The sequence below is a fragment of the Rothia mucilaginosa genome, from assembly GCF_964211445.1.
GTDB lineage: Bacteria > Actinomycetota > Actinomycetes > Actinomycetales > Micrococcaceae > Rothia > Rothia mucilaginosa_E.
Genome location: NZ_CAXOQT010000001.1, coordinates 111,262 through 129,541, shown reverse-complemented (window position 1 = coordinate 129,541; position 18,280 = coordinate 111,262). Strand labels below are relative to the sequence as shown.

11 protein-coding genes are annotated in these 18,280 nt (G+C 62.1%); 4 read left to right on the top strand and 7 right to left on the bottom strand.

Going from position 1 to position 18,280, the window contains the following annotated elements:
* Positions 1 to 53: 53 nt before the first annotated feature.
* Entirely contained in the window at positions 54 to 1,427 is a 1,374-nt protein-coding gene (locus tag AB8E48_RS00465) for an RNA polymerase sigma factor (protein WP_368885380.1), read from the top strand.
* 392 nt (positions 1,428 to 1,819) lie between these two features.
* Here AB8E48_RS00465 and AB8E48_RS00460 read toward each other — a convergent pair whose 3' ends face one another.
* On the bottom strand, positions 1,820 to 2,968 hold the full coding sequence (locus AB8E48_RS00460; protein ID WP_368885379.1) for an ADP-ribosylglycohydrolase family protein: 1,149 nt from the start codon (positions 2,966 to 2,968) through the stop codon (positions 1,820 to 1,822).
* Positions 2,969 to 3,257: 289 nt separating this feature from the next.
* On the opposite strand from AB8E48_RS00460, the gene AB8E48_RS00455 reads away from it, so the two are divergent.
* The 3 genes from AB8E48_RS00455 to AB8E48_RS00445 all read left to right on the top strand — a co-directional run bounded on the left by AB8E48_RS00455 (position 3,258) and on the right by AB8E48_RS00445 (position 9,342).
* Positions 3,258 to 4,439, top strand: coding sequence for an exonuclease SbcCD subunit D (locus tag AB8E48_RS00455; RefSeq protein WP_368885378.1), 1,182 nt, complete (start codon positions 3,258 to 3,260; stop codon positions 4,437 to 4,439).
* Positions 4,436 to 7,687 (top strand): AAA family ATPase, encoded by a 3,252-nt coding sequence (locus AB8E48_RS00450; protein ID WP_368885377.1) that lies wholly within the window; start codon positions 4,436 to 4,438, stop codon positions 7,685 to 7,687. Before AB8E48_RS00455 ends, AB8E48_RS00450 begins: the two co-directional genes overlap by 4 nt.
* A 62-nt stretch (positions 7,688 to 7,749) precedes the next feature.
* Complete coding sequence (locus AB8E48_RS00445) at positions 7,750 to 9,342, top strand: MFS transporter (protein WP_368885376.1); 1,593 nt, start codon at positions 7,750 to 7,752, stop codon at positions 9,340 to 9,342.
* Between the two features lie 150 nt (positions 9,343 to 9,492).
* On the opposite strand, the gene AB8E48_RS00440 is transcribed toward AB8E48_RS00445, so the two are convergent.
* From AB8E48_RS00440 to AB8E48_RS00415, 6 genes are all read right to left on the bottom strand, one after another.
* The gene (locus AB8E48_RS00440) at positions 9,493 to 10,140 is read right to left on the bottom strand and encodes an MBL fold metallo-hydrolase (RefSeq protein WP_005508635.1); all 648 of its coding nucleotides are present in this window, start codon (positions 10,138 to 10,140) and stop codon (positions 9,493 to 9,495) included.
* A gap of 9 nt (positions 10,141 to 10,149) precedes the next feature.
* Entirely contained in the window at positions 10,150 to 11,241 is a 1,092-nt protein-coding gene (locus tag AB8E48_RS00435) for an S-(hydroxymethyl)mycothiol dehydrogenase (RefSeq protein ID WP_049337814.1), read from the bottom strand.
* Between the two features lie 184 nt (positions 11,242 to 11,425).
* Positions 11,426 to 12,460, bottom strand: a complete 1,035-nt coding sequence (locus tag AB8E48_RS00430) for an alpha/beta fold hydrolase (RefSeq protein WP_368885375.1) — start codon at positions 12,458 to 12,460, stop codon at positions 11,426 to 11,428.
* A gap of 100 nt (positions 12,461 to 12,560) precedes the next feature.
* The gene (locus AB8E48_RS00425) at positions 12,561 to 13,952 is read right to left on the bottom strand and encodes a YihY/virulence factor BrkB family protein (protein WP_368885374.1); all 1,392 of its coding nucleotides are present in this window, start codon (positions 13,950 to 13,952) and stop codon (positions 12,561 to 12,563) included.
* Positions 13,953 to 14,216: 264 nt separating this feature from the next.
* A complete protein-coding gene (locus AB8E48_RS00420) occupies positions 14,217 to 15,698 on the bottom strand; it encodes a malate:quinone oxidoreductase (protein ID WP_368885373.1) in 1,482 nt (493 codons plus the stop codon).
* Between the two features lie 313 nt (positions 15,699 to 16,011).
* Positions 16,012 to 18,153, bottom strand: coding sequence for an ABC transporter substrate-binding protein (locus AB8E48_RS00415; protein WP_368885372.1), 2,142 nt, complete (start codon positions 18,151 to 18,153; stop codon positions 16,012 to 16,014).
* Between the last annotated feature and the right edge of the window lie 127 nt (positions 18,154 to 18,280).

The following is an 18,280-nucleotide window of genomic DNA, read 5'->3' as shown; positions in this document are numbered from 1 at the left end:
GTCTTAGGTGTTTTGCAAACAAAACACCCCACCACAAGCCAGAAAGGGTTCTAGTGGCACCTGCAACCAGCAAGAAGACCGCGACCGGCGACGCAACCGAAGAAACCGTCGCAAAAACCACCACCAAGACCACCCGCACCAAGAAGGCAACCACCAAGGCCGCAGCGGCAACCGAAGACACCACTGGCGCAACCGCCGAAACCAGCGCAGAAACCACTGCCGAAACTGAGGCAGACAAGCCCAAGCGCACCCGCAAAACCACCACCACCAAAACCGCAACCAAGCGCAAAACCGGTGGCCGCCGCAAAAAGAGCGACGACGACGAATTCGACCTCGAACTCGACACCGACCTCGAAATCATCGACGGCGAAGACGAAACCGACGAAGAAGACGAAGAAACCGTAGCCAAAAAAGAAGAAAAGAAGGCCGCAGAAGCAGTAGCAGCCAAGGGCTCCGGCTTCGTCCTCACCGCAAACGACGACGACGACGCACCCGCACAGCGCGTCGTCACCCCCGGCGCAACCGCCGACCCCGTCAAGGACTACCTCAAGCAGATCGGTAAGGTCTCCCTGCTCAACGCACAGCAGGAAGTCGACCTCGCCATGCGCATCGAAGCCGGCCTCTACGCCGAACACAAGCTCGCCGAAAACCCCGACATGGACAAAGACCTCAAAAAAGCCTTGCGCTGGGTCGTCCACGACGGCAAGCGAGCCAAGAACCACCTGCTCGAAGCCAACCTGCGACTCGTCGTCTCCCTCGCCAAGCGCTACACCGGCCGCGGCATGCTCTTCCTCGACCTCATCCAGGAAGGCAACCTCGGCCTCATCCGCGCCGTCGAAAAGTTCGACTACTCCAAGGGCTTCAAGTTCTCCACCTACGCAACCTGGTGGATCCGCCAGGCCATCACCCGCGCAATGGCAGACCAGGCCCGCACCATCCGCATCCCCGTGCACATGGTAGAAGTCATCAACAAGCTCGCTCGTGTACAGCGCCAGATGCTCCAGGACCTCGGCCGCGAACCCACCCCCGAAGAACTCGGCAAGGAACTCGACATGACCCCCGAAAAGGTCATCGAAGTCCAGAAGTACGGCCGCGAACCCATCTCCCTGCACACCCCCCTCGGTGAAGACGGCGACTCCGAATTCGGTGACCTCATCGAGGACTCCGAGGCAGTCGTCCCCGCAGACGCAGTGTCCTTCACCCTTCTGCAGGAGCAGCTCCACTCCGTCCTCGACACCCTCTCCGAGCGTGAAGCCGGCGTGGTCGCAATGCGCTTCGGCATGACCGACGGCCAGCCCAAGACCCTCGACGAAATCGGCAAGGTCTACGGCGTGACCCGCGAACGAATCCGCCAGATCGAGTCGAAGACCATGTCTAAGCTCCGTCACCCCTCGCGTTCGCAGGTACTGCGCGACTACCTGGACTAAAAGTTCCTGACTAGCAGTTCTAAGATGCGGGCGGATGCTCGTGCAGCTGTTCTGCTGGCCGGCACGCAGACGATGCTCGCGGGGGAGTGCCCCCTCTGCGGCGCCCAATAAGTAAATGGGCCAGCCGCCTTGAGGATGGGGCCTCCGCCATTACGCATCGCTGCTATGCCGTCTAGGTTCAGTTTCGCTAGTTCTAGCACATACAGAAAAGGCTCTCCGAAATACCGGAGAGCCTTTTCTGCTACTTATATGCGGTTGGAGCGACGGCTTGCGGCACCGTTCCGCATGACAGGCTCGCGGACGATGCTCGCGGGGGAGTGCCCCCTCTTCAGCGCCTGGGGGCGCTTCGAGGACGGAGCCCCCGCTACGCATCGCCGCTGCGCCGGGTACCGCTACAGTCCCAGCTGGCGCAGATAGCGGTCCGCCACCTCCTCCACCTGATTCAAACCGCGTACACGAGCCAGCGCCTGCGACCAAGCATCAGATTCCTGCTCCGCGCCCACCGGGAAGCCAGCCGCCGCCCACAACGCCGCCGCCATCGCACCCACCGAATCCGAATCCGAATCCACCGACACCGCACGGCACAACCCCTCAAACAGGGCAACACGCACCGCCGCATCGTCAGCATCAGCAGGCAGACTCTTCACAGCATCCGCCGCACACCAGACCGCCGTGCCCAGCAGCTCCGGGGCAGTCCACCCCGTACCAAAATGCTCAGCTACCGCCTCCGGAACCGGCACCACGCTCCGCTCCAGCAACTCAACAGCACGACTCAGCGCCGCCGCCGTACGTGAGGCATCACCCGGAATCGAATCATCCGCGCCCACCGTGCCGCACCAGTCAAGCACACGACGCACCGCACCCAACAACGCATCAAAGGAACCGGACGGGGACGCCAACAGGTCGCGGATGAGCAGCGCGTACGCCGCCGCCGAAGCCAACGCCTCCGGATGCCCATGCGTCAACGCCGCCGCACGCACCGCCAACATCACCACCGTACGCTCCTGCGCCACCGGCAACAGCCCCAGAGCCGCCGAACGCACCAGCGCCCCGCTACCCAAAGCATCTGGGTTCACCGACTTCGACACCAGCTGCATCTCACCGGAACCCAACGCCCGCAACGTCGCCGCACCCGGACCACGACGAGCCGTCAACTCAGCCGACCCATCAATCTCACGATCCAACGAAAAAGGTGCAGACTCCGGCAGAACCTCGCCAATACCGCGGAACCACCGCAAATACGCCAACCACAGGCACGCCAACTCATCCGCCGCCGTGCCCTCATTATTCCACTCCAAAGCCTCCGTCAGGCCGTCCAGAGTGAAACACGTCAGCTGCGTATCATCACTGATCAGCAGCTCACCAAACGCCGAATCCCACGGCTTAGGGTCGCACTCTGCAATCTGATCCGCTGACAGTAGCTCAAGGGGATAGCCCAGCGCGTCACCCAGCGCAGACGCGCACAACAGGCCGCGCACCCTGCCCGCAAACTCAGCCGAAACCTCGGGCGCACGCGTGAACTCAACAGAAGAAAAACTCATAGGGCGATTATCCCATGTGGGTGGTAACGATTTAGAAGCTTAGGTATGCGAATAGTGGCTTCGTGCTCACGCTCGCGGGGGAGTGCCCCCTCTTCAGCGCCTGGGGGCGCTTCGAGGACGGAGCCCCCGCTTCGCATGAGCACCTACGCCGCGGTGGGGTGCCTACTCCGGGGATGGGGAGATACCGAGGCTGGAGCCCCCGCTCCGCATGAGCACCTCGCCGCGGAGGGTTCCGCCGTGAATGACGAACTGTGAGGCGCAAAACACGACGCAGTGCCATACTGAAGGCATGAAGATTCTGCACACCTCCGACTGGCACCTCGGCCGCACCTTCCACCGCAGCCCCCTCACCCGCGAACACCAGCAGTTCATCGACGAACTGCTCGACTACGTGCACGCCGAAGGTATCGACACCCTCCTCATCAGCGGCGACGTCTACGACAGTACCATCCCCACCGCCGAAAGCACCACCCTGCTCGACCAGGCGCTCACCCGCCTCATGCGCGCCGGCGTGCAAGTCATCCTCAGCTCCGGCAACCACGACTCCTTCCGCCGCCTCAGCTACGGCGCCGCCTTCTTTGAAGCCTCCGGCGTGCACCTGCGCACCACCATCGAAGACGCCACCCGCCCCGTTGAACTCACCGACGGCACCCAGCGCGTACACGTCTACGCCATCCCCTACCTCGCGCCGCGCCTCCACGCCACCGCCCTCGGTGTAGAACCCACCCACCAGGCAGTGCTCGGCACCGTCACCGACGCCATCCGCGCCGACGCCGCAGAACGTCGCGCCCGCGGCGAAGGCGCCGACCGCATCATCGTCATGAGCCACGCCACCGTCAGCGACACCGCCAGCAGCGCCGACAGCACGCCCCGCAGCGACTCCGAACGCGACATCAGCGTCGGCGGCATCGACTGGGTACCCGCCTCCCTCTTCGACGGGTTCGACTACGTAGCGCTCGGCCACATCCACAAGCGCTACCCCGTCACCCCCACCATCCGCTACAGCGGCTCCCCCCTCGGCTTCTCATTCAGCGAAGAACACAACCGCAACGGTGCCTACCTCATCGAACTCAACCCCGGCGAAGAACCCACCATCAGCGGCCACGAATGGGACACCCGCGTACACATGAAAACCCTGCGCGGCACCATGGACGACCTGCTCAACAACCCCGAAAACAGCCCCTACGAGCAGGGCTACTACTGCCGCATCGAACTCACCGACGAAACCCTACCCGTCGGCGCCGTCGACCGCCTGCGCAGCCGCTACGAAACCATCTCCCACTTCAGCTACCGCAGCACCCAACCCGCCGCCGAAAAACCCGCCGCCGCACCCCTCACCCGCGACGCCAACCCCGTCGACACCTTCGACCAATTCCACCAATACGTACGCAACCGCCCCCTCACCAGCGAAGAACGCGACGTCATCACCACCCTCAACGACCACATCAGCAGCCACAAGGACAACGCATGATCCTGCACAACCTCGAATTCGAAGCCTTCATGGCATACCCCAAGCGCCAAGAAATCAACTTCGACACCCTCAACAACGCCGGCGTATTCCTACTCAACGGCCCCACCGGCGCCGGCAAAACCACGATCCTCGACGCCATCTGCTACGCCCTCTACGGCGAAACCAGCAGCGACCGCGAATCCGCCAAACTGCACTCCACCTACGCGGCACACAGCGGCACCAAACCGCGCGTGCTACTCGACGTCACCCTCCACGGCAAGCGCCTGCGCATCGACCGCACCCCCGCCTACAACAAGCCCATCACCCGCGGCGCCCGCAAAGGCCAGATGCGCGAAGAAAGCGCCAAAGCCACCCTCGCCGAACTCGCACCCGGGGCCGACCCCGCCGATGAAAAGGCATGGACGCCCATCTCCAGCAGTGTCGCCGAAGTCAACCGCACCATCGCTGAACGCACCCACCTGACCAAGGAACAATTCCTCAAGGTCGTGCTGTTGCCGCAGGGTCGGTTCGCGCAATTCCTCAAGTCCAAGCCCAAAGAACGCAAAGAACTGCTCAAAAAGATGTTCCCCGTCGAACACTACGAGCAGCTCTTCGACGCGCTCCTTGAGGAAGCGAAAAAGGCTCAGCAGGAAGTCGCCCAGGACGAAAACACCCAGCGCGGCTACCTTGAACGTGCCCGCGTAGACATGCTCGCGTTGCAGGCGCTTCTGGATGCGGTGGAATCGGGTTCTGAGGATGCTGCAGAGGCAGGGGAAGAGCCGGAAAACCTCACCGCTGAGAGCGTCACCGCCGAAACCCTCGATGCATGGGTCGCCGGCGGGGTAGAACGCGCCCGCGAAACCTCCGCGCGCGAAAAGCAGGAACAGCAGCAGCTCACCGACGAAGCCGACCGGAACACCCGCCTGCTCGCCGAACGCGCCCAGCTGCAGGCCGACTGGCGCGAATACGAGCAGCTCTGCGAGCGCCGCACCCGCCTGACCGAACGCGCCGATGAGCATAAGGCTCAGCGTGAAGAGTTGGCGCAGGCGCGTGCCGCCGCGCCCCTGCACGCACAGTACGCGCAGGTCCAGGCTGAATCCCAGGCGCTTGCCGCCCGGGAACAGGAACATGCGGCGTGTGCTTCCGCGCTGGAGGAGACCGGCCGCGCCCTGCTTGCGGCACTCCGCAACGAGGATATTTCGCCGGAGGTCACCTTCCCCGAAGAGACGACCTTCGCGGTGCTCCCGGGTCTCGAGCCCGCCGAGCAGGAAACCCAGCTGGAGGCGCTCCTCGATACCCTGCGCGCCCTGCAGAAGAAGGACGCGCAGCTCGCCGACGAGGAAGCCGCCGTTGCCGCCCTTCTCAAGCAGGCTCATGCCCTTGAACAGGATAAGGCGCGTGCCGAAAAGACCCTGAGCGACCTCACCGCCACCGCCGAGCAGCTTGCTGAAGAACTCGCCGGCTACAGCACCGCCGACGAGGAACGCACCCTCGCCGCGCACCTGGTCACCGAGGCGCAGCAGAAGCACGACGCCGCCCAGCAGATGCAGCAGAAGCTGGATGCCGCCTCCGCAGCGGTCGCCGCGGCTGAGAAGCAGAGCAAGCGCACCGCCACCGCCGAGCAGAAGGCGCAGGAAAAGTGGCAGGCCTCGGCTCAGCAGGCGCTCGCCGCCACGGAGGAGTTCAAGAACCTGCAGGTGCTGCGCCTCGCCCAGGCGTCCTCGCTGCTCGCGCGTGAGCTCAAGGACGGTGAGCCCTGCGCGGTCTGCGGTTCGGTCGAGCACCCCGCCCCCGCACAGATTGCCGAGGGGGAGCAGCTGGTTGAGCGCGCCGACCTGGACGCCGCCAAGGAGCGTGAAGACAAAGCGCACAAGCAGGCTCGCACCCACGAGCTGGCTAAGGAGAAGGCGACTAAGGCGCACCAGGAAGCCTCCGAGGCGCTTGCCGCCGCCCGCACCCAGTACGAGACTCTGGTGGCTCAGGGCGAGTGCGATGTTGAGCAGACTGCCGCCCAGCTGCAGCAGGCGCAGACCCGCCTCACGCAGGCTCAGTCGCGCGTGACGGCGCGTGACGGCGTGCTGGCGAAGGCTGAGCGGGTGCGGGTTGAGCAGCAGAAGGCACAGGAGGCGCTGCGCACCATCGAGGGTGCGGCGGTTGAGGCGCAGACTCGTCACCGTGATGCTTTGGCGCGTTGTGAGGCTACTGCGGCTGATTTGGCGCCTGCTCGTGCGGCGGTGGGTTTCGCGCAGCGTGTTGAGGCTGTGGAGGGCTACCGTGCGGCGCATCAGCGTCTGGCTCGTGCGGTGTTGCTGTTGGGTCAGGCGCGGGAGCGTCATGCCCAGGCGGCGGCGCAGGCGCAGCGTCTGCTGGGCGAGTCGGCGTTTGAGAGCGCTGAGCTGGTTCATGCGGCGGTGCGCACTCCTGAGCGCATCGACGCCCTGGAGCAAGCTGTTGCCGCGTATGAACTGGAGCACGCCCGCCTTCTTGAGGGTTTTGGTCGTGAGGCGATTGTTGTGGTGGCAGCCCGTGCTGCCGCTGGCGAGCAGGCGCCGGATGATCTGCAGGGCGTGCGTGAGCAGGTTGAGCAGTTGCGTGCGGCGGCGCATCGTTTGACTCTTCGTGAGGGTGAGCGGGAGAGCGTTCTGCGTTCCCTACAGGCGCTGCGCGGCGAGTATGCGGCGTTCCGTGCGAAGACGGCGCAGCGTTATGACCGTGCGCAGATGCTGGCGAACCTGGCGGCGGCTGCTCGCGGTGATACGCTGGGCGGTTATGAGCATCAGGTTGACCTGGTGAGTTACGTGCTGGGTGCCGAGTTTGAGCGGATTCTGCACTCGGCGTCGCTGCACCTGGATCGTATGAGTGAGGGCCGCTACGGCATGGTGTTCAGCGATCATCGTGCGAAGGGTAGCCGTTCCGGTGGCGGCCTGAACCTGGAGATTACCGACACCTGGACGGGTGAGCCGCGTGAGGCGTCGTCGCTGTCCGGTGGTGAGTCGTTCTTGGCGTCGCTGTCGTTGGCGTTGGGCCTGGCTGAGGTTGTGCAGGCGAATAACGGCGGTATCGAGCTGGACACGCTGTTCATTGATGAGGGCTTCGGCACGTTGGACGCCGAAACCCTGGACATGGTGATGGGCACGATCGAATCTCTGCGTGATAGTGGCCGCACTATTGGCCTGATTTCGCATGTGGAGGAGATGAAGAACCGTATTCCGGCGCAGATTGTGGTCGAAAAGGGTCAGAACGGCTCGTCGGTGAGGGTAAACTCCTAGTAGGCATAAATTCGCTTCCGGGCCGCTGTTGTGGCATGTCCGGCGGCTTATTCGTGAAAGAGATGATGACCTCGACACCTCAGGATAGGGACCCGAATTCAACGTATCGTGTGGAACCTTCGGCTGATGCGCGTACTGGCGCATCCGCGCCGGAGGTTCCTCCGCGCACCATGAAGGTGAGTCCCGCCTCCGATGCGCTGAATAAAATGCGTGCTTCGGGCACGGGCATTCCGACGGTTCCGGGCACTTCCCTGACGGATGTGGTGCGCAACAACGATCACGTGTTGAAGGAGCTGCCGCCGCGCCCGATTCCGGCTGCGGATGAGATTAATACGAACGCGTCGGTGCCGGATATTTTGCGTCAGCATTGGGCGTTGTTCCTGCGCAACGGTAAGGAGCAGCGTCGTCACCTGTATGCGGTGCTCCGTGCTGAGGGTTTTGCTCGTAGTGTGTTGACGATTCTGTTCCACATTCCGGCGGCTTCTTCGGCGTTTGCGCTGTATATTCTGTTGGCGAGCCACCTGGGTAGTGTGCATGATGGCGGCTATGCTGTGGCGGCGTTTACCGGTGCGTATTCGGTGCAGATTATGCTCGGCCCGATGCTGGTTCGTGCCCTGGGCTTGAGGTCGCTGCTGGCGATTACGTCGATCCTGAATATTGCCGCGGTGCTGAACATGCTGGTGATTGGTTGGCGTTTGACGGTTGACCCGAATAACGTGAGTACGACCTACCATGCGCTGTCCTGTGTGGCGATGGGTTTCACGACTCCGCCGTGGACCCCGTTTGCGCTTGAGTCGCTGTATCGCCGTAATTATCAGTACAGTGATGTTCGCTTGTCGACGGCGGTTTCGTGGGGTACGACGGCGAATATGTCGATGCACCCGCTGGCTGCTCTGCTGGTGTGGCTGGGCGACGCGTACATCACCCCGAATAATGAGTATGCGGGCTTCTGGATCACAATCATTCTGGATGCGCTGCTGTTTATCGTGGTGTTGGTTGCGCCGAGGGTCCTGCCGGATATTTCTCGTATTCGTATGGCTCCGCCGCAGAATCTGGTGCGTCCGAGCCGTCAGACGGTGGTGCTGATTCTTGGCCTGGTTCTGCTGGGTGCTTGCATGGGTTCGGTTGGTTCTGGTTTGCTGGGCTTCTCGCTGATTCACGGTTCGATGAACCTGTTCATGGCGATGGTTGCGACCGGTACCGGCGCGCTTGTCGTGGTGGCTTTCCCTGTGGTTCTGGGTGGCCGTTCGGTGAACCCGTGGCACGGCTGGCTGGTGAGCGGCGTTCTGCTGATTATGGCGGCGCTGTATTTGCCGGCGAGCGATGATACGTCCACGATTTTCTATGCGTTGGTGCTGTGCGGCGCGGTGCTGGGTGTGGCGTTTGGCGGTCATGAGCTGTGGCTGAACCGTTCTCTGAAGCATATTCCTGATGCGCAGGCGAGCTTCTTTACCCGTTCGATGCTGGGTATTGGTCTTGCGATGGGTAGTATGTGGGGCGGCTATATGGGCGATGCTCCGTATTACCGCAATGCGTTTATGGTGCCGGTGATTATTGCGACGCTGTATTTTGCGTTGGGCCATTTGTACGGCTATTTGTGGCGTTCTGAGCATGAGGAGCAGCTGACTCCTTTGTCTGAGACGGCGCGCAGCTAGTTCGGCGCGCGGCTCGACCGAACGTATCTGAGCTTGAGCGTTGCGAGCGCATACTAAAAGGCGGATGCCCCGCCACCTTCTGTGGGTGGTGGGGCATCCGCCTTTTGTGTACCGTGCTCGGCTTTTTTGTGCCTCAGTGAGGCCACAGGTTTAGTGACCGCGCTTGATCCATGCCGGAAGCTCGGGTGCTTCCAGGCCGATGCCGGTGCTGTCGCCGTGGCCGGTGAGGACCGCGGTGGACTCGGGCAGGGTCAGCAGGCGGGTCGAGATCGACTCGATGATGGTGTCGAAGTCGCTGTAGGAGCGTCCGGTTGCGCCGGGGCCGCCGTTGAAGAGGGTGTCGCCGGAGAAGACGACGCCTTCGCTGTTCTCCCAGCTGAGGGTGGGTGCGTAGAAGCACACGGAGCCGGGGGAATGGCCGGGGGTGGCGAGGACCTTCAGTTCGGTGTCGCCGATGCGCAGTACATCGCCGTCAGCGAGTTCGTGGTCGAAGTCCCAGGAAGGGTACACCATTTCCCAGAGCACACGGTCTGCGGGGTTCAGGTAGACGGGTGCGCCGAAGCGTTCTGCCGCCTCCTTGGCGCTGCGGATGTGGTCGTCGTGGGCGTGGGTCAGCAGAATCTTCTCCACGGTGCGGCCTGCGACGGTGCGGGAGATCTTGTCGACGTCGTGGGCAGGGTCAATGATGATCACGGAGGAGTCATTGCCGATGATCCAGACGTTGTTGTCGACGTCCCAGCAGCCGCCGTCCAGCGAGAAGGTGCCGGAGGTGACGACTCGTTCAATACGTTCGCTCACGCTACGCTCCTAGAGTTCCACGACCGAGCGTAGCACGCGGCCGGTCTTCATGGTTTCGAATGCTTCGTTGACGTCTTCGAGGCGGATGCGCTCGGAGACGAAGCCGTCCAGGTCGAGGCGGCCGAGCAGGTACTGGTCCACGAACTCGGGGAAGTCGCGGGAGGGCAGGGTGTCGCCGTACCATGCGCTCTTGATGGAGCCGCCGCGGCCGAACACCTCGTCCAGCGGGATGTCCCAGGTGGTGCCGGGCGCGGGCACGCCGACGAGGACGACGCGGCCAGCCAGGTCGCGTGCTTCGAATGCCTGCTTGAAGGTGGGGGCGATGCCGACAGCGTCGATGACGAGGTCTGCACCGAAGCCGCCGGTGAGTTCCTTGATGGCTTCGACGGGGTCGACCTTGGAGGAGTTCACGGTGTGGGTTGCGCCGTGCTCGCGTGCGCGTGCCAGCTTCTCTTCGTCGATGTCGACGGCGATGATGGTGGTTGCGCCACCGAGCTGTGCGCCTGCAATTGCTGCGGTTCCGACGCCGCCGCAGCCGATGACTGCGACGGACTCGCCGCGCTTGAGCTCACCGGTGTTCAGAACAGCACCCAGACCTGCGGTAACGCCGCAACCGAGCAGACCGATGGCTGCGTACTGTTCGGGGCTGATGTCAGCGGTGATCTTGGTGCACTGACCGGCTGCGACGAGGGTCTTCTCAGCGAAGGAGCCGATACCCAGTGCGGGGGTGAGTTCGGTGCCGTCCTCGAGGGTCATCTTCTGGGTTGCGTTGTGGGTTGCGAAGCAGTACTGCGGCTGGCCCTTGCGGCATGCGCGGCATTCGCCGCAGACTGCACGCCAGTTGAGGATGACCAGGTCGCCGGGGGCGATGTCGGTGACGTCATCGCCGACAGCCTCGACGATACCTGCGGACTCGTGGCCGAGCAGGTAGGGGAAGTCCTGGCCGACGCCGCCGGTGACGTAGTGGTGGTCGGTCTGGCAGACACCGCAGGTGAGGACCTTGACGAGTGCTTCGCCCTTGCCGGGGTCGGGTACGTTGATGGTGGTGACGGTGACGGGCGCGTCCTGGGCGAGGGCTACGACAGCCTTAACCTTGTGCATGGTGCTCCTTTGCTGAGGCACGGTTGAGGTTCAACCGCAGATAAAGGTTTTTTGATACGTTCCCATTCTAAGAGCTAAGGCATACCTGATGCACCCCGGGGCTGAGCGTGAAGCCCCCAGGTGAATGTGACGTTTTATGACGTTGTCTCTTACTCCTCCCGGAACCCGCGTAGCCTGCGGCTACTTACTCTGCCGCCTCCACCTCTGCTGCAAAGGCGAGCGCACCGCGTCGGAATGCGCCCGAGGTCAGTGCATTCACGTGGTCGCGGCCGGGCAGGGAGATGAAGCGGTTGAGCGGGTTGTTGCCGCGCACCATGTCGTAGAGTTCCGCCCCGTCTGCGGCGATGGTGTCCGCGTCACCGAGCACGACCGCAATGGGTGCGTGCGGATGCGCGCCCGGGTGACCCGCAGGTAGGTTGGGGGATCCGGCACGCAGGGCGGGCACGTCGAAGAACGGGCCGAAGGGAATCCGCACGAACTTCAGCAGTGCGTCGGGCTGAATGGGGGAGTTGTCAATAATCGAGGTGAAGGAGGCAATCGCCTCGTCGGTGGAGTCAACCGCCGGGGTTTCTGCGCTCGCGGAGACGCTGGTTCCCTCGTGCGCTTCGAGCATGGCGCGCAGGGTGATGAGGTGGTCGTGTAGGGGCAGGCCGCCCAGGGTGAGGGATGCGACCGCCTCCGGGTGGGTGAGGGCGAGTTCCCAGCCGACGCGGGCTCCAAAGGAGAAGCCAATAACGTGCGCGCGGGGCTCCAGTTCAACGCCGAGGTCGTTCTCGGTGGCGACGGTGCGCAGCAGCTGGGCAAGCATAGTGGTGAATAGGTGCATGGGGGTCAGTGGCTGGCCCTCCGCATCGACAGGGGGCACCGAATCGAACGGAATCGTGCCGCTACGCACGCCCGTGTTGTTGGGGAGCTTGCAGTCGATGGCGTGCATGGACTCGGGGTCTTTGAGGTATTCGTCTGAGTGGTAGGGCAGGGCAACAATCAGCACGGGGTATCCCGCGCGCAGGTACTGGCGAATCCAGCTGGTGCCGCCGTAGAGCTGCTCGCCGCGGGTGGCAAAGCCGTGAATCATGAGCGCGGGGATGCGGCTTTTGAGCTGTTGCGGCTGGTAGAGGGTGTACTCGAGATTGGGCAAGGTAGCGCCGGGCAGGGTAGCACCGGGTACAACAGCATTGGGTACGGCAAAGGGCGCGGGAGAGAAATCTGCACTGGTCATATGTCTATCTTAGTGACCAACGCGGGGTTTCTGTCCTGCGCCCTTTTCTATCTCGCGCCCTTGATGCGTTGAGGCGGTATGCGCTCAGCTGAGCTGCCGCTTAGTTCTTCTGTGCCGCACCGGTTGAGTTATCGGTGCCCAGGTCGAAGAGCGCCTCCTGCTGAGGTTCAGCCTTTGCGCTCGCTTCTGCCTTCGCCGCGGTTGCCTCAGAAGCCTGAGTTTCGGCGGCATCGGCCTTAGCCTGCTTCTGCTGCAGCTGTTCCTTACCGTTTTCGATGCGTTCCTTACCGTCGGCAATGAACGTGCGAATCATGGTGGTGTTGGTGTCCACCGCCTTCTGCACGCGAGCGGCAATGGAGGGGCCCTTCGGCTTGGGGAGCATGCCCTGGCCTGCCGCCTGCTGCTGTAGTTCGCGTCCGGCGGACATGAGGCGTTCGCGCTGTTCTTTCATCGCACGGGATGCTGTGGTGCTGCGCGGCTGAACCTTCAGATATCCGTGGTCGTCTTCGCCGGCGATAATCTGGCGCATGAGTATGATTTCTGCGTCCAGGTGCGCGCCGAAGAGCAGCATATTGTTCATGATCCAGATGAACAGCAGCATCACGATCACACCACCAATCAGGCCGTAGGTGGCGTTGTACTTGCTGAAGTTGTTGGCGTAGAGGGTGAAGCCGAATGCGCCCAGACCCATGCCGAAGAGGGCGAGTGCCGCACCGGGGGAGAGCCTCCACGCCTTGAAGCGGCGTACGTTCGGGGTTGCGGCGTACAGCAGGGTGATGAGGCCGATTGCCATGAGCAGGATCAACACCCAGCGGCCGTTGAGCCAGATGAGCTTGATGAGCTCCATGTCGACGGTTGCGGGCACGTACTGGCCGACCATGTCCAGGACGGTCACGCCGAGCAGCATCATCAGGATCATCAGCACCACCAGGATGATGAGCGCTGCGGTGACGAGCACGTTGATGGGCTTGAGTATCCAGCCGGGGCGGCCTTCACGCACACCGTAGACGCGGTTGAGGGCTCGGCCGAAGGAGCCGGTGTACCCGGAGGCGGACCAGAGGGCACTGAGGATACCGGTTGCCAGCACCAGGCCTGCACCCTGGCCGCTGGTGAGCTGCCTAATCGGGTCTTCCAAGATGCCGTACATCTGGGTAGGCGCGTTGTCCTTGAGGAAGGCGAGGATTGCGTTGGCGCTGTCTTCGCCCTGACCGAAGATACCGAGCAGGGAGACGATCGCCAGTAGCGCCGGGAAGACGGACAGCACGGTGAAGTAGGTGAGTGCCGCCGCCATATCGGTGCCGCCGTTGGCGGTGAACCTGAAGAGGGTTCGGCGCAGAATGTAGAGGATGCTGCCCTTGGGGAAGTCGCGCAGCTTGACGCTGACGTACTTGGGGTCTGCGGGCTTCTGCTTGCGGGAAAAGAGTCCGCGGCGAGCTCCGGCGGATGCCTCGGGTGCCGAGGTCTCCGTGGAAGAGCTGGTGTGTGCAGCCAATAGGGCTCCTTGGGTGAGTGGTGAGGTGTACACAAAGGTTGAGTGATGAGCGGCGCCTCGCGCTGAGAGTGTGCGGGCGCGCAGAAGGGGCGGGAAGAACAACGAGCTGTCCTTCCCGCCCCTGCGGTGACATTATAGGGTTTTCTGACCCTCCCATATTTTTCTGCGAGTGCAGATAGTTGACCTATTGGTCAGCTAGAGAGGGCAACCGCCTCGAAAAGCCTCAAAAAGCCTTGTCAGATACTGCTTTCGGCTAGCTGAAAACTAGTTGTGAATACCCAGAACCTTAGCGGTGTGAGCCATCAGCTCATCAGCCAGGTCGTGGTTATCGTTGAGCTTCACGCCGTAACCGGGGATGAGCTCCTTCAGGCGAGGCTCCCAACCAGCAATCTTGGAGGGGAAGCACTTAGCCAGCAGGTTCAGCATAATCGGAGCCGCAGTAGAAGCACCGGGGGAGGCGCCCAGCAGAGCCGCGATGGAGCCGTCTGCTGCGGAGACAACCTCGGTACCGAACTGCAGAATGCCGCCCTTCTTTGCGTCCTTCTTCATGATCTGGACGCGCTGGCCAGCCTCGATGAGCTCCCACTCGCCGCCCTTAGCCTCGGGGTAGTACTGGTACAGCGACTCGAGGCGTGCGTTCTTGTCCTTGACCAGCTCGGAGAGCAGGTACTTGACCAGGGAGAGGTTGTCGATACCCGCGCGGGTCATCGGGTAGATGTTGTGCGGGCGCAGGGACAGCGGCAGGTCCAGCAGGGAGCCCTGCTTCAGGAAGTTGGTCTTGAAGCCAGCGTAGGGGCCGAACATGAGGGCGCGCTTACCGTTTACATAGCGGGTGTCCAGGTGCGGCACGGACATGGGAGGTGCGCCCACCGAAGCCTGACCATACACCTTAGCGTTGTGCTGGTTTGCGGTTGCCTCGTGGGTGTTGCGCAGGAACAGACCGGAGACGGGGAAGCCGCCGTAGCCCTTGCCCTCTTCAATGCCGGACTTCTGCAGCAGGTGCAGAGCGCCACCACCGGCACCCAGGAAGACGAACTTCGCGTTGATGGTCAGCGGCTCTTCCTTGTTGATGCGGTTGATAGCGTCAACGGTCCAGGAGCCGTTGGACTCGCGGTTCAGGTTGGTGACCTGGTAGCCGTAGCGGACCTCAACACCCTTGGTCTGCAGGTAGTCAATCAGCTGCTGGGTGAGGGCGCCGAAGTCAACGTCGGTACCTTCGGGGGACCAGGTTGCTGCAATCGGGTCGTTACCCTTGCGGCCGTTGACGGTCAGCGGTGCCCACTCGCCAATCTTCTCGCGCTCGGTGGAGAACTCCATGCGCTCGAAGAGCTTCTCCTTGCGGAAGGAATCGTAGCGTGCAGCCAGGTACTTGGAGTGGTCCTCACCGAAGACCAGGGACATGTGGGGGACCGGGTTGATGAAGTCTGCGTTGCCCAGAATCTTCTCTTCAACCAGGGATGCCCAGAACTGGCGGGAAATCTGGAACTGCTCGTTGATGTTCAGCGCCTTAGCAGCCGAGACGGTGCCGTCGGGGCCAGCGGGTGCGTAGTTGAGTTCGCACAGTGCCGAGTGGCCGGTACCTGCGTTGTTCCAGGGGTTGGAGGATTCCTGAGCGGCCTTGTCGAGGCGTTCGAGCAGGACGATGTTCCAGCTCGGTTCGAGTTCCTTGAGGAACACGCCGAGGGTGGCGCTCATGATGCCGCCGCCGACCAGGACGACGTCGGTTCGTTCAGTACGTGCTACCACTGAATTCTCCCTTAGGGGTGCGGGTGCCCGGCCTGGGCACAGTGAATGTGGGGTACATCATCTAGCCTACTCCTTTTAGTGGGGTTGGCATAGTCAGAATCCACAAAACGAGAGAGAGTGTTGCAGTTCATATCAATAAATCTCTTAGAGTCGAAAAGACCCGTAATCGCGTGCATTTGCTACACCCGCCGGCAACAACTCGAAAGCAGCTCCAGAAACACCAACCCACCGGCTGCCCCAACGCCCCAAACACGGCAAAAGGGGCGCACCCCAACCGGGATGCACCCCTTTCCATAAAAGCTAAAAATGCAGGCTACGACTTGCGCAGCTTACCGAACAGCTCAATCGCATTCTGCTCCGTCTGATAGCCCTGAACCTCACGGCTCACCGCCACTTTCGACGTCACATTCAGCAACGGAACCGCCGGCATGAACTGACCCAGCTGAGACACAACCTTCGCGTACAGTTCACGCTGCGAATCCACCGAATCGGCAGAATCCGCGGTGCGAATCGCCTCCAAAATCTCAGTAAAACGAGGCGACGGCGCCACAGCCACAGCAGTAGGCTGCGGCGAAGGAGTCGCCGAAGGGCTCGGCGACGCAGAAGCCGAAGCCTCCTCCTCAGGCGTCAACGGATCCGCCGAATAGCTCGGCTGCGGGCTCGGAGTAGCAGAAATCCGCACATTCGAATCCGAACCACCCGACGAGGGCACATCAGAACTCTTCTTCGTCAAACCCGTCGTCATATCTGCCGGCGCGTTAGCAATCAACGAACGTACCTGATGCTCAGCAATCAGCGGCGCCAACACCGGGCCAAAGAACGCATACGGGTCACGGTACATGCCGTAAAAACCAGCCAGAGTAATACCGCGCTCAGAAGAAACCTCACGGCTCTTCGGCAGATACTCAGCCCACGGTAGAGGCACCGGCTTAATATTCAAACCCACCTCAATCAGCGAAGCCACCATCTCCGAATACACCTTCTGCGGAGTATCCATCCACGGCAGAGACACATCGGCAGGGTAGTAGCACTCAATCACCTGATTGTCGTACCCCGCCGTCGCCAACAGCGAGCGCGCCGTATCCTGATTACGGTCCGTGTAATCCTTCGCGTCATCAGCCTTAATACGGAACGACGGCGAAATCAGCGTCTGCGCATCCGAGGTGCCCTGCGGGTAATACTGACGCAGCGCGCCACGGTCCACAGCATGCGAAATAGCGCGACGCACCGAAATATTCTTCAACACCGGATGCGCCGTATTCAGGCTCAAATACACCAGCGAGAACGGGTCACGGCCCGGCGTCTGATAACCATCACGCGCCAACTGACCCAGATCAGAAGAATTCACCTGATCACACGCATCAATGTGACCCTCCATCAGCGCAAAATAACGCTTATCCGACGACGTGAGGGTCGAAATCTGAATCTCATCCAGCTCAGGCGCCTGACCAGCAAAATGGGTATTCTTCAGCAGACGCACCGTGCCGTCCTTGAAAGAATCCACAAGGAACGCACCCGTACCCACCGGGTTACCCGTCAGCTTCTGATCAGAACCAAACAGCGACGGGTCAATAATGCCGAACGCCTGCTGCGTCAAAATACGCGGGAACGCCAGCGAAGGACGCGACAGCGTCACCACAACAGAGTTATCCTTCGCCACCACCGACGAAACCAACGGCAAGAACGACTGCACCGCAGACGACTGAGCCGCATCCGGCTTCGGCGCATTCTTACCACCCGGTTGAGCCGGTTCAGAAGCTACGGCAGAAGCACTAGCCGAGGCGGTAGCCGACGGGGTAGCGGACGCACTCGCAGAAGCACCCGGAGTAGCAGTACCAGACGGCGACGCCTGAACCGGCGCAGGCTCCACCGCCGAAGGATCAGACGAACCCGGCTTCGGCACACCAAAACCCCACGCAAACAACGGCTGAGCAGGCACCGCCAAAGCAGCAGTACCCTCACCTGTAGCCAACGCCTGCCACCTCTGGAAATTCTGCACCACAGCATCCGCAGACAACGCAACGCCACTACTAAAATGCGCCTCACGCAACACAAACGTATGCGTCAAACGGTCATCAGAAACCGTCCACTCACTACACAAAGAATCCTGAACCTCAGGATCACCCGTGTAATGATTCGCCACCAACAACGTCTGCAAAACCTGCGCCGTCACCTGATACGTACTCGCCACAGGAAACAACGCCGGATCCAAACCCAACGGCGCCGCACCCTGCGCAAAACGAAACACACGACGCGCATCAGCAGAGGATGCGCTCGCACTCGCCGAAGAACCAGCAGAAGACTGACCAGAACACGCAGAAAGCGCCAAACCGGCGCTAAAAAGCGCGCCAAAACGCAAAACGGCGCGTCGACTCAAGCCACTCGAGCCAGCAGTGGCTCGCAGCAGCGCATCAGAATTGCCAACAGCTGACGATGCATGAGGCTGATGCTGCACGGGAGGGTCCTCTCTTCCGTCGCGGATGCTTATCTCTCAGGATAGCGGTTCAACACCCATCCGGGCGAGACATCCCACCCGGGCAAGATACATACAAGAGGACCCGCCGCCACGACAACCGTGACGG

What these genes read in the sequence shown, in the direction of transcription:
- AB8E48_RS00460 (WP_368885379.1), bottom strand. Translation starts at nt 2,968, where the DNA reads ATGAGTTTTTCTTCTGTTGAGTTCACGCGTGCGCCCGAGGTTTCGGCT.
- AB8E48_RS00445 (WP_368885376.1), top strand. Translation starts at nt 7,750, where the DNA reads ATGATGACCTCGACACCTCAGGATAGGGACCCGAATTCAACGTATCGT.
- AB8E48_RS00435 (WP_049337814.1), bottom strand. Translation starts at nt 11,241, where the DNA reads ATGCACAAGGTTAAGGCTGTCGTAGCCCTCGCCCAGGACGCGCCCGTC.
- AB8E48_RS00430 (WP_368885375.1), bottom strand. Translation starts at nt 12,460, where the DNA reads ATGACCAGTGCAGATTTCTCTCCCGCGCCCTTTGCCGTACCCAATGCT.
- AB8E48_RS00450 (WP_368885377.1), top strand. Translation starts at nt 4,436, where the DNA reads ATGATCCTGCACAACCTCGAATTCGAAGCCTTCATGGCATACCCCAAG.
- AB8E48_RS00455 (WP_368885378.1), top strand. Translation starts at nt 3,258, where the DNA reads ATGAAGATTCTGCACACCTCCGACTGGCACCTCGGCCGCACCTTCCAC.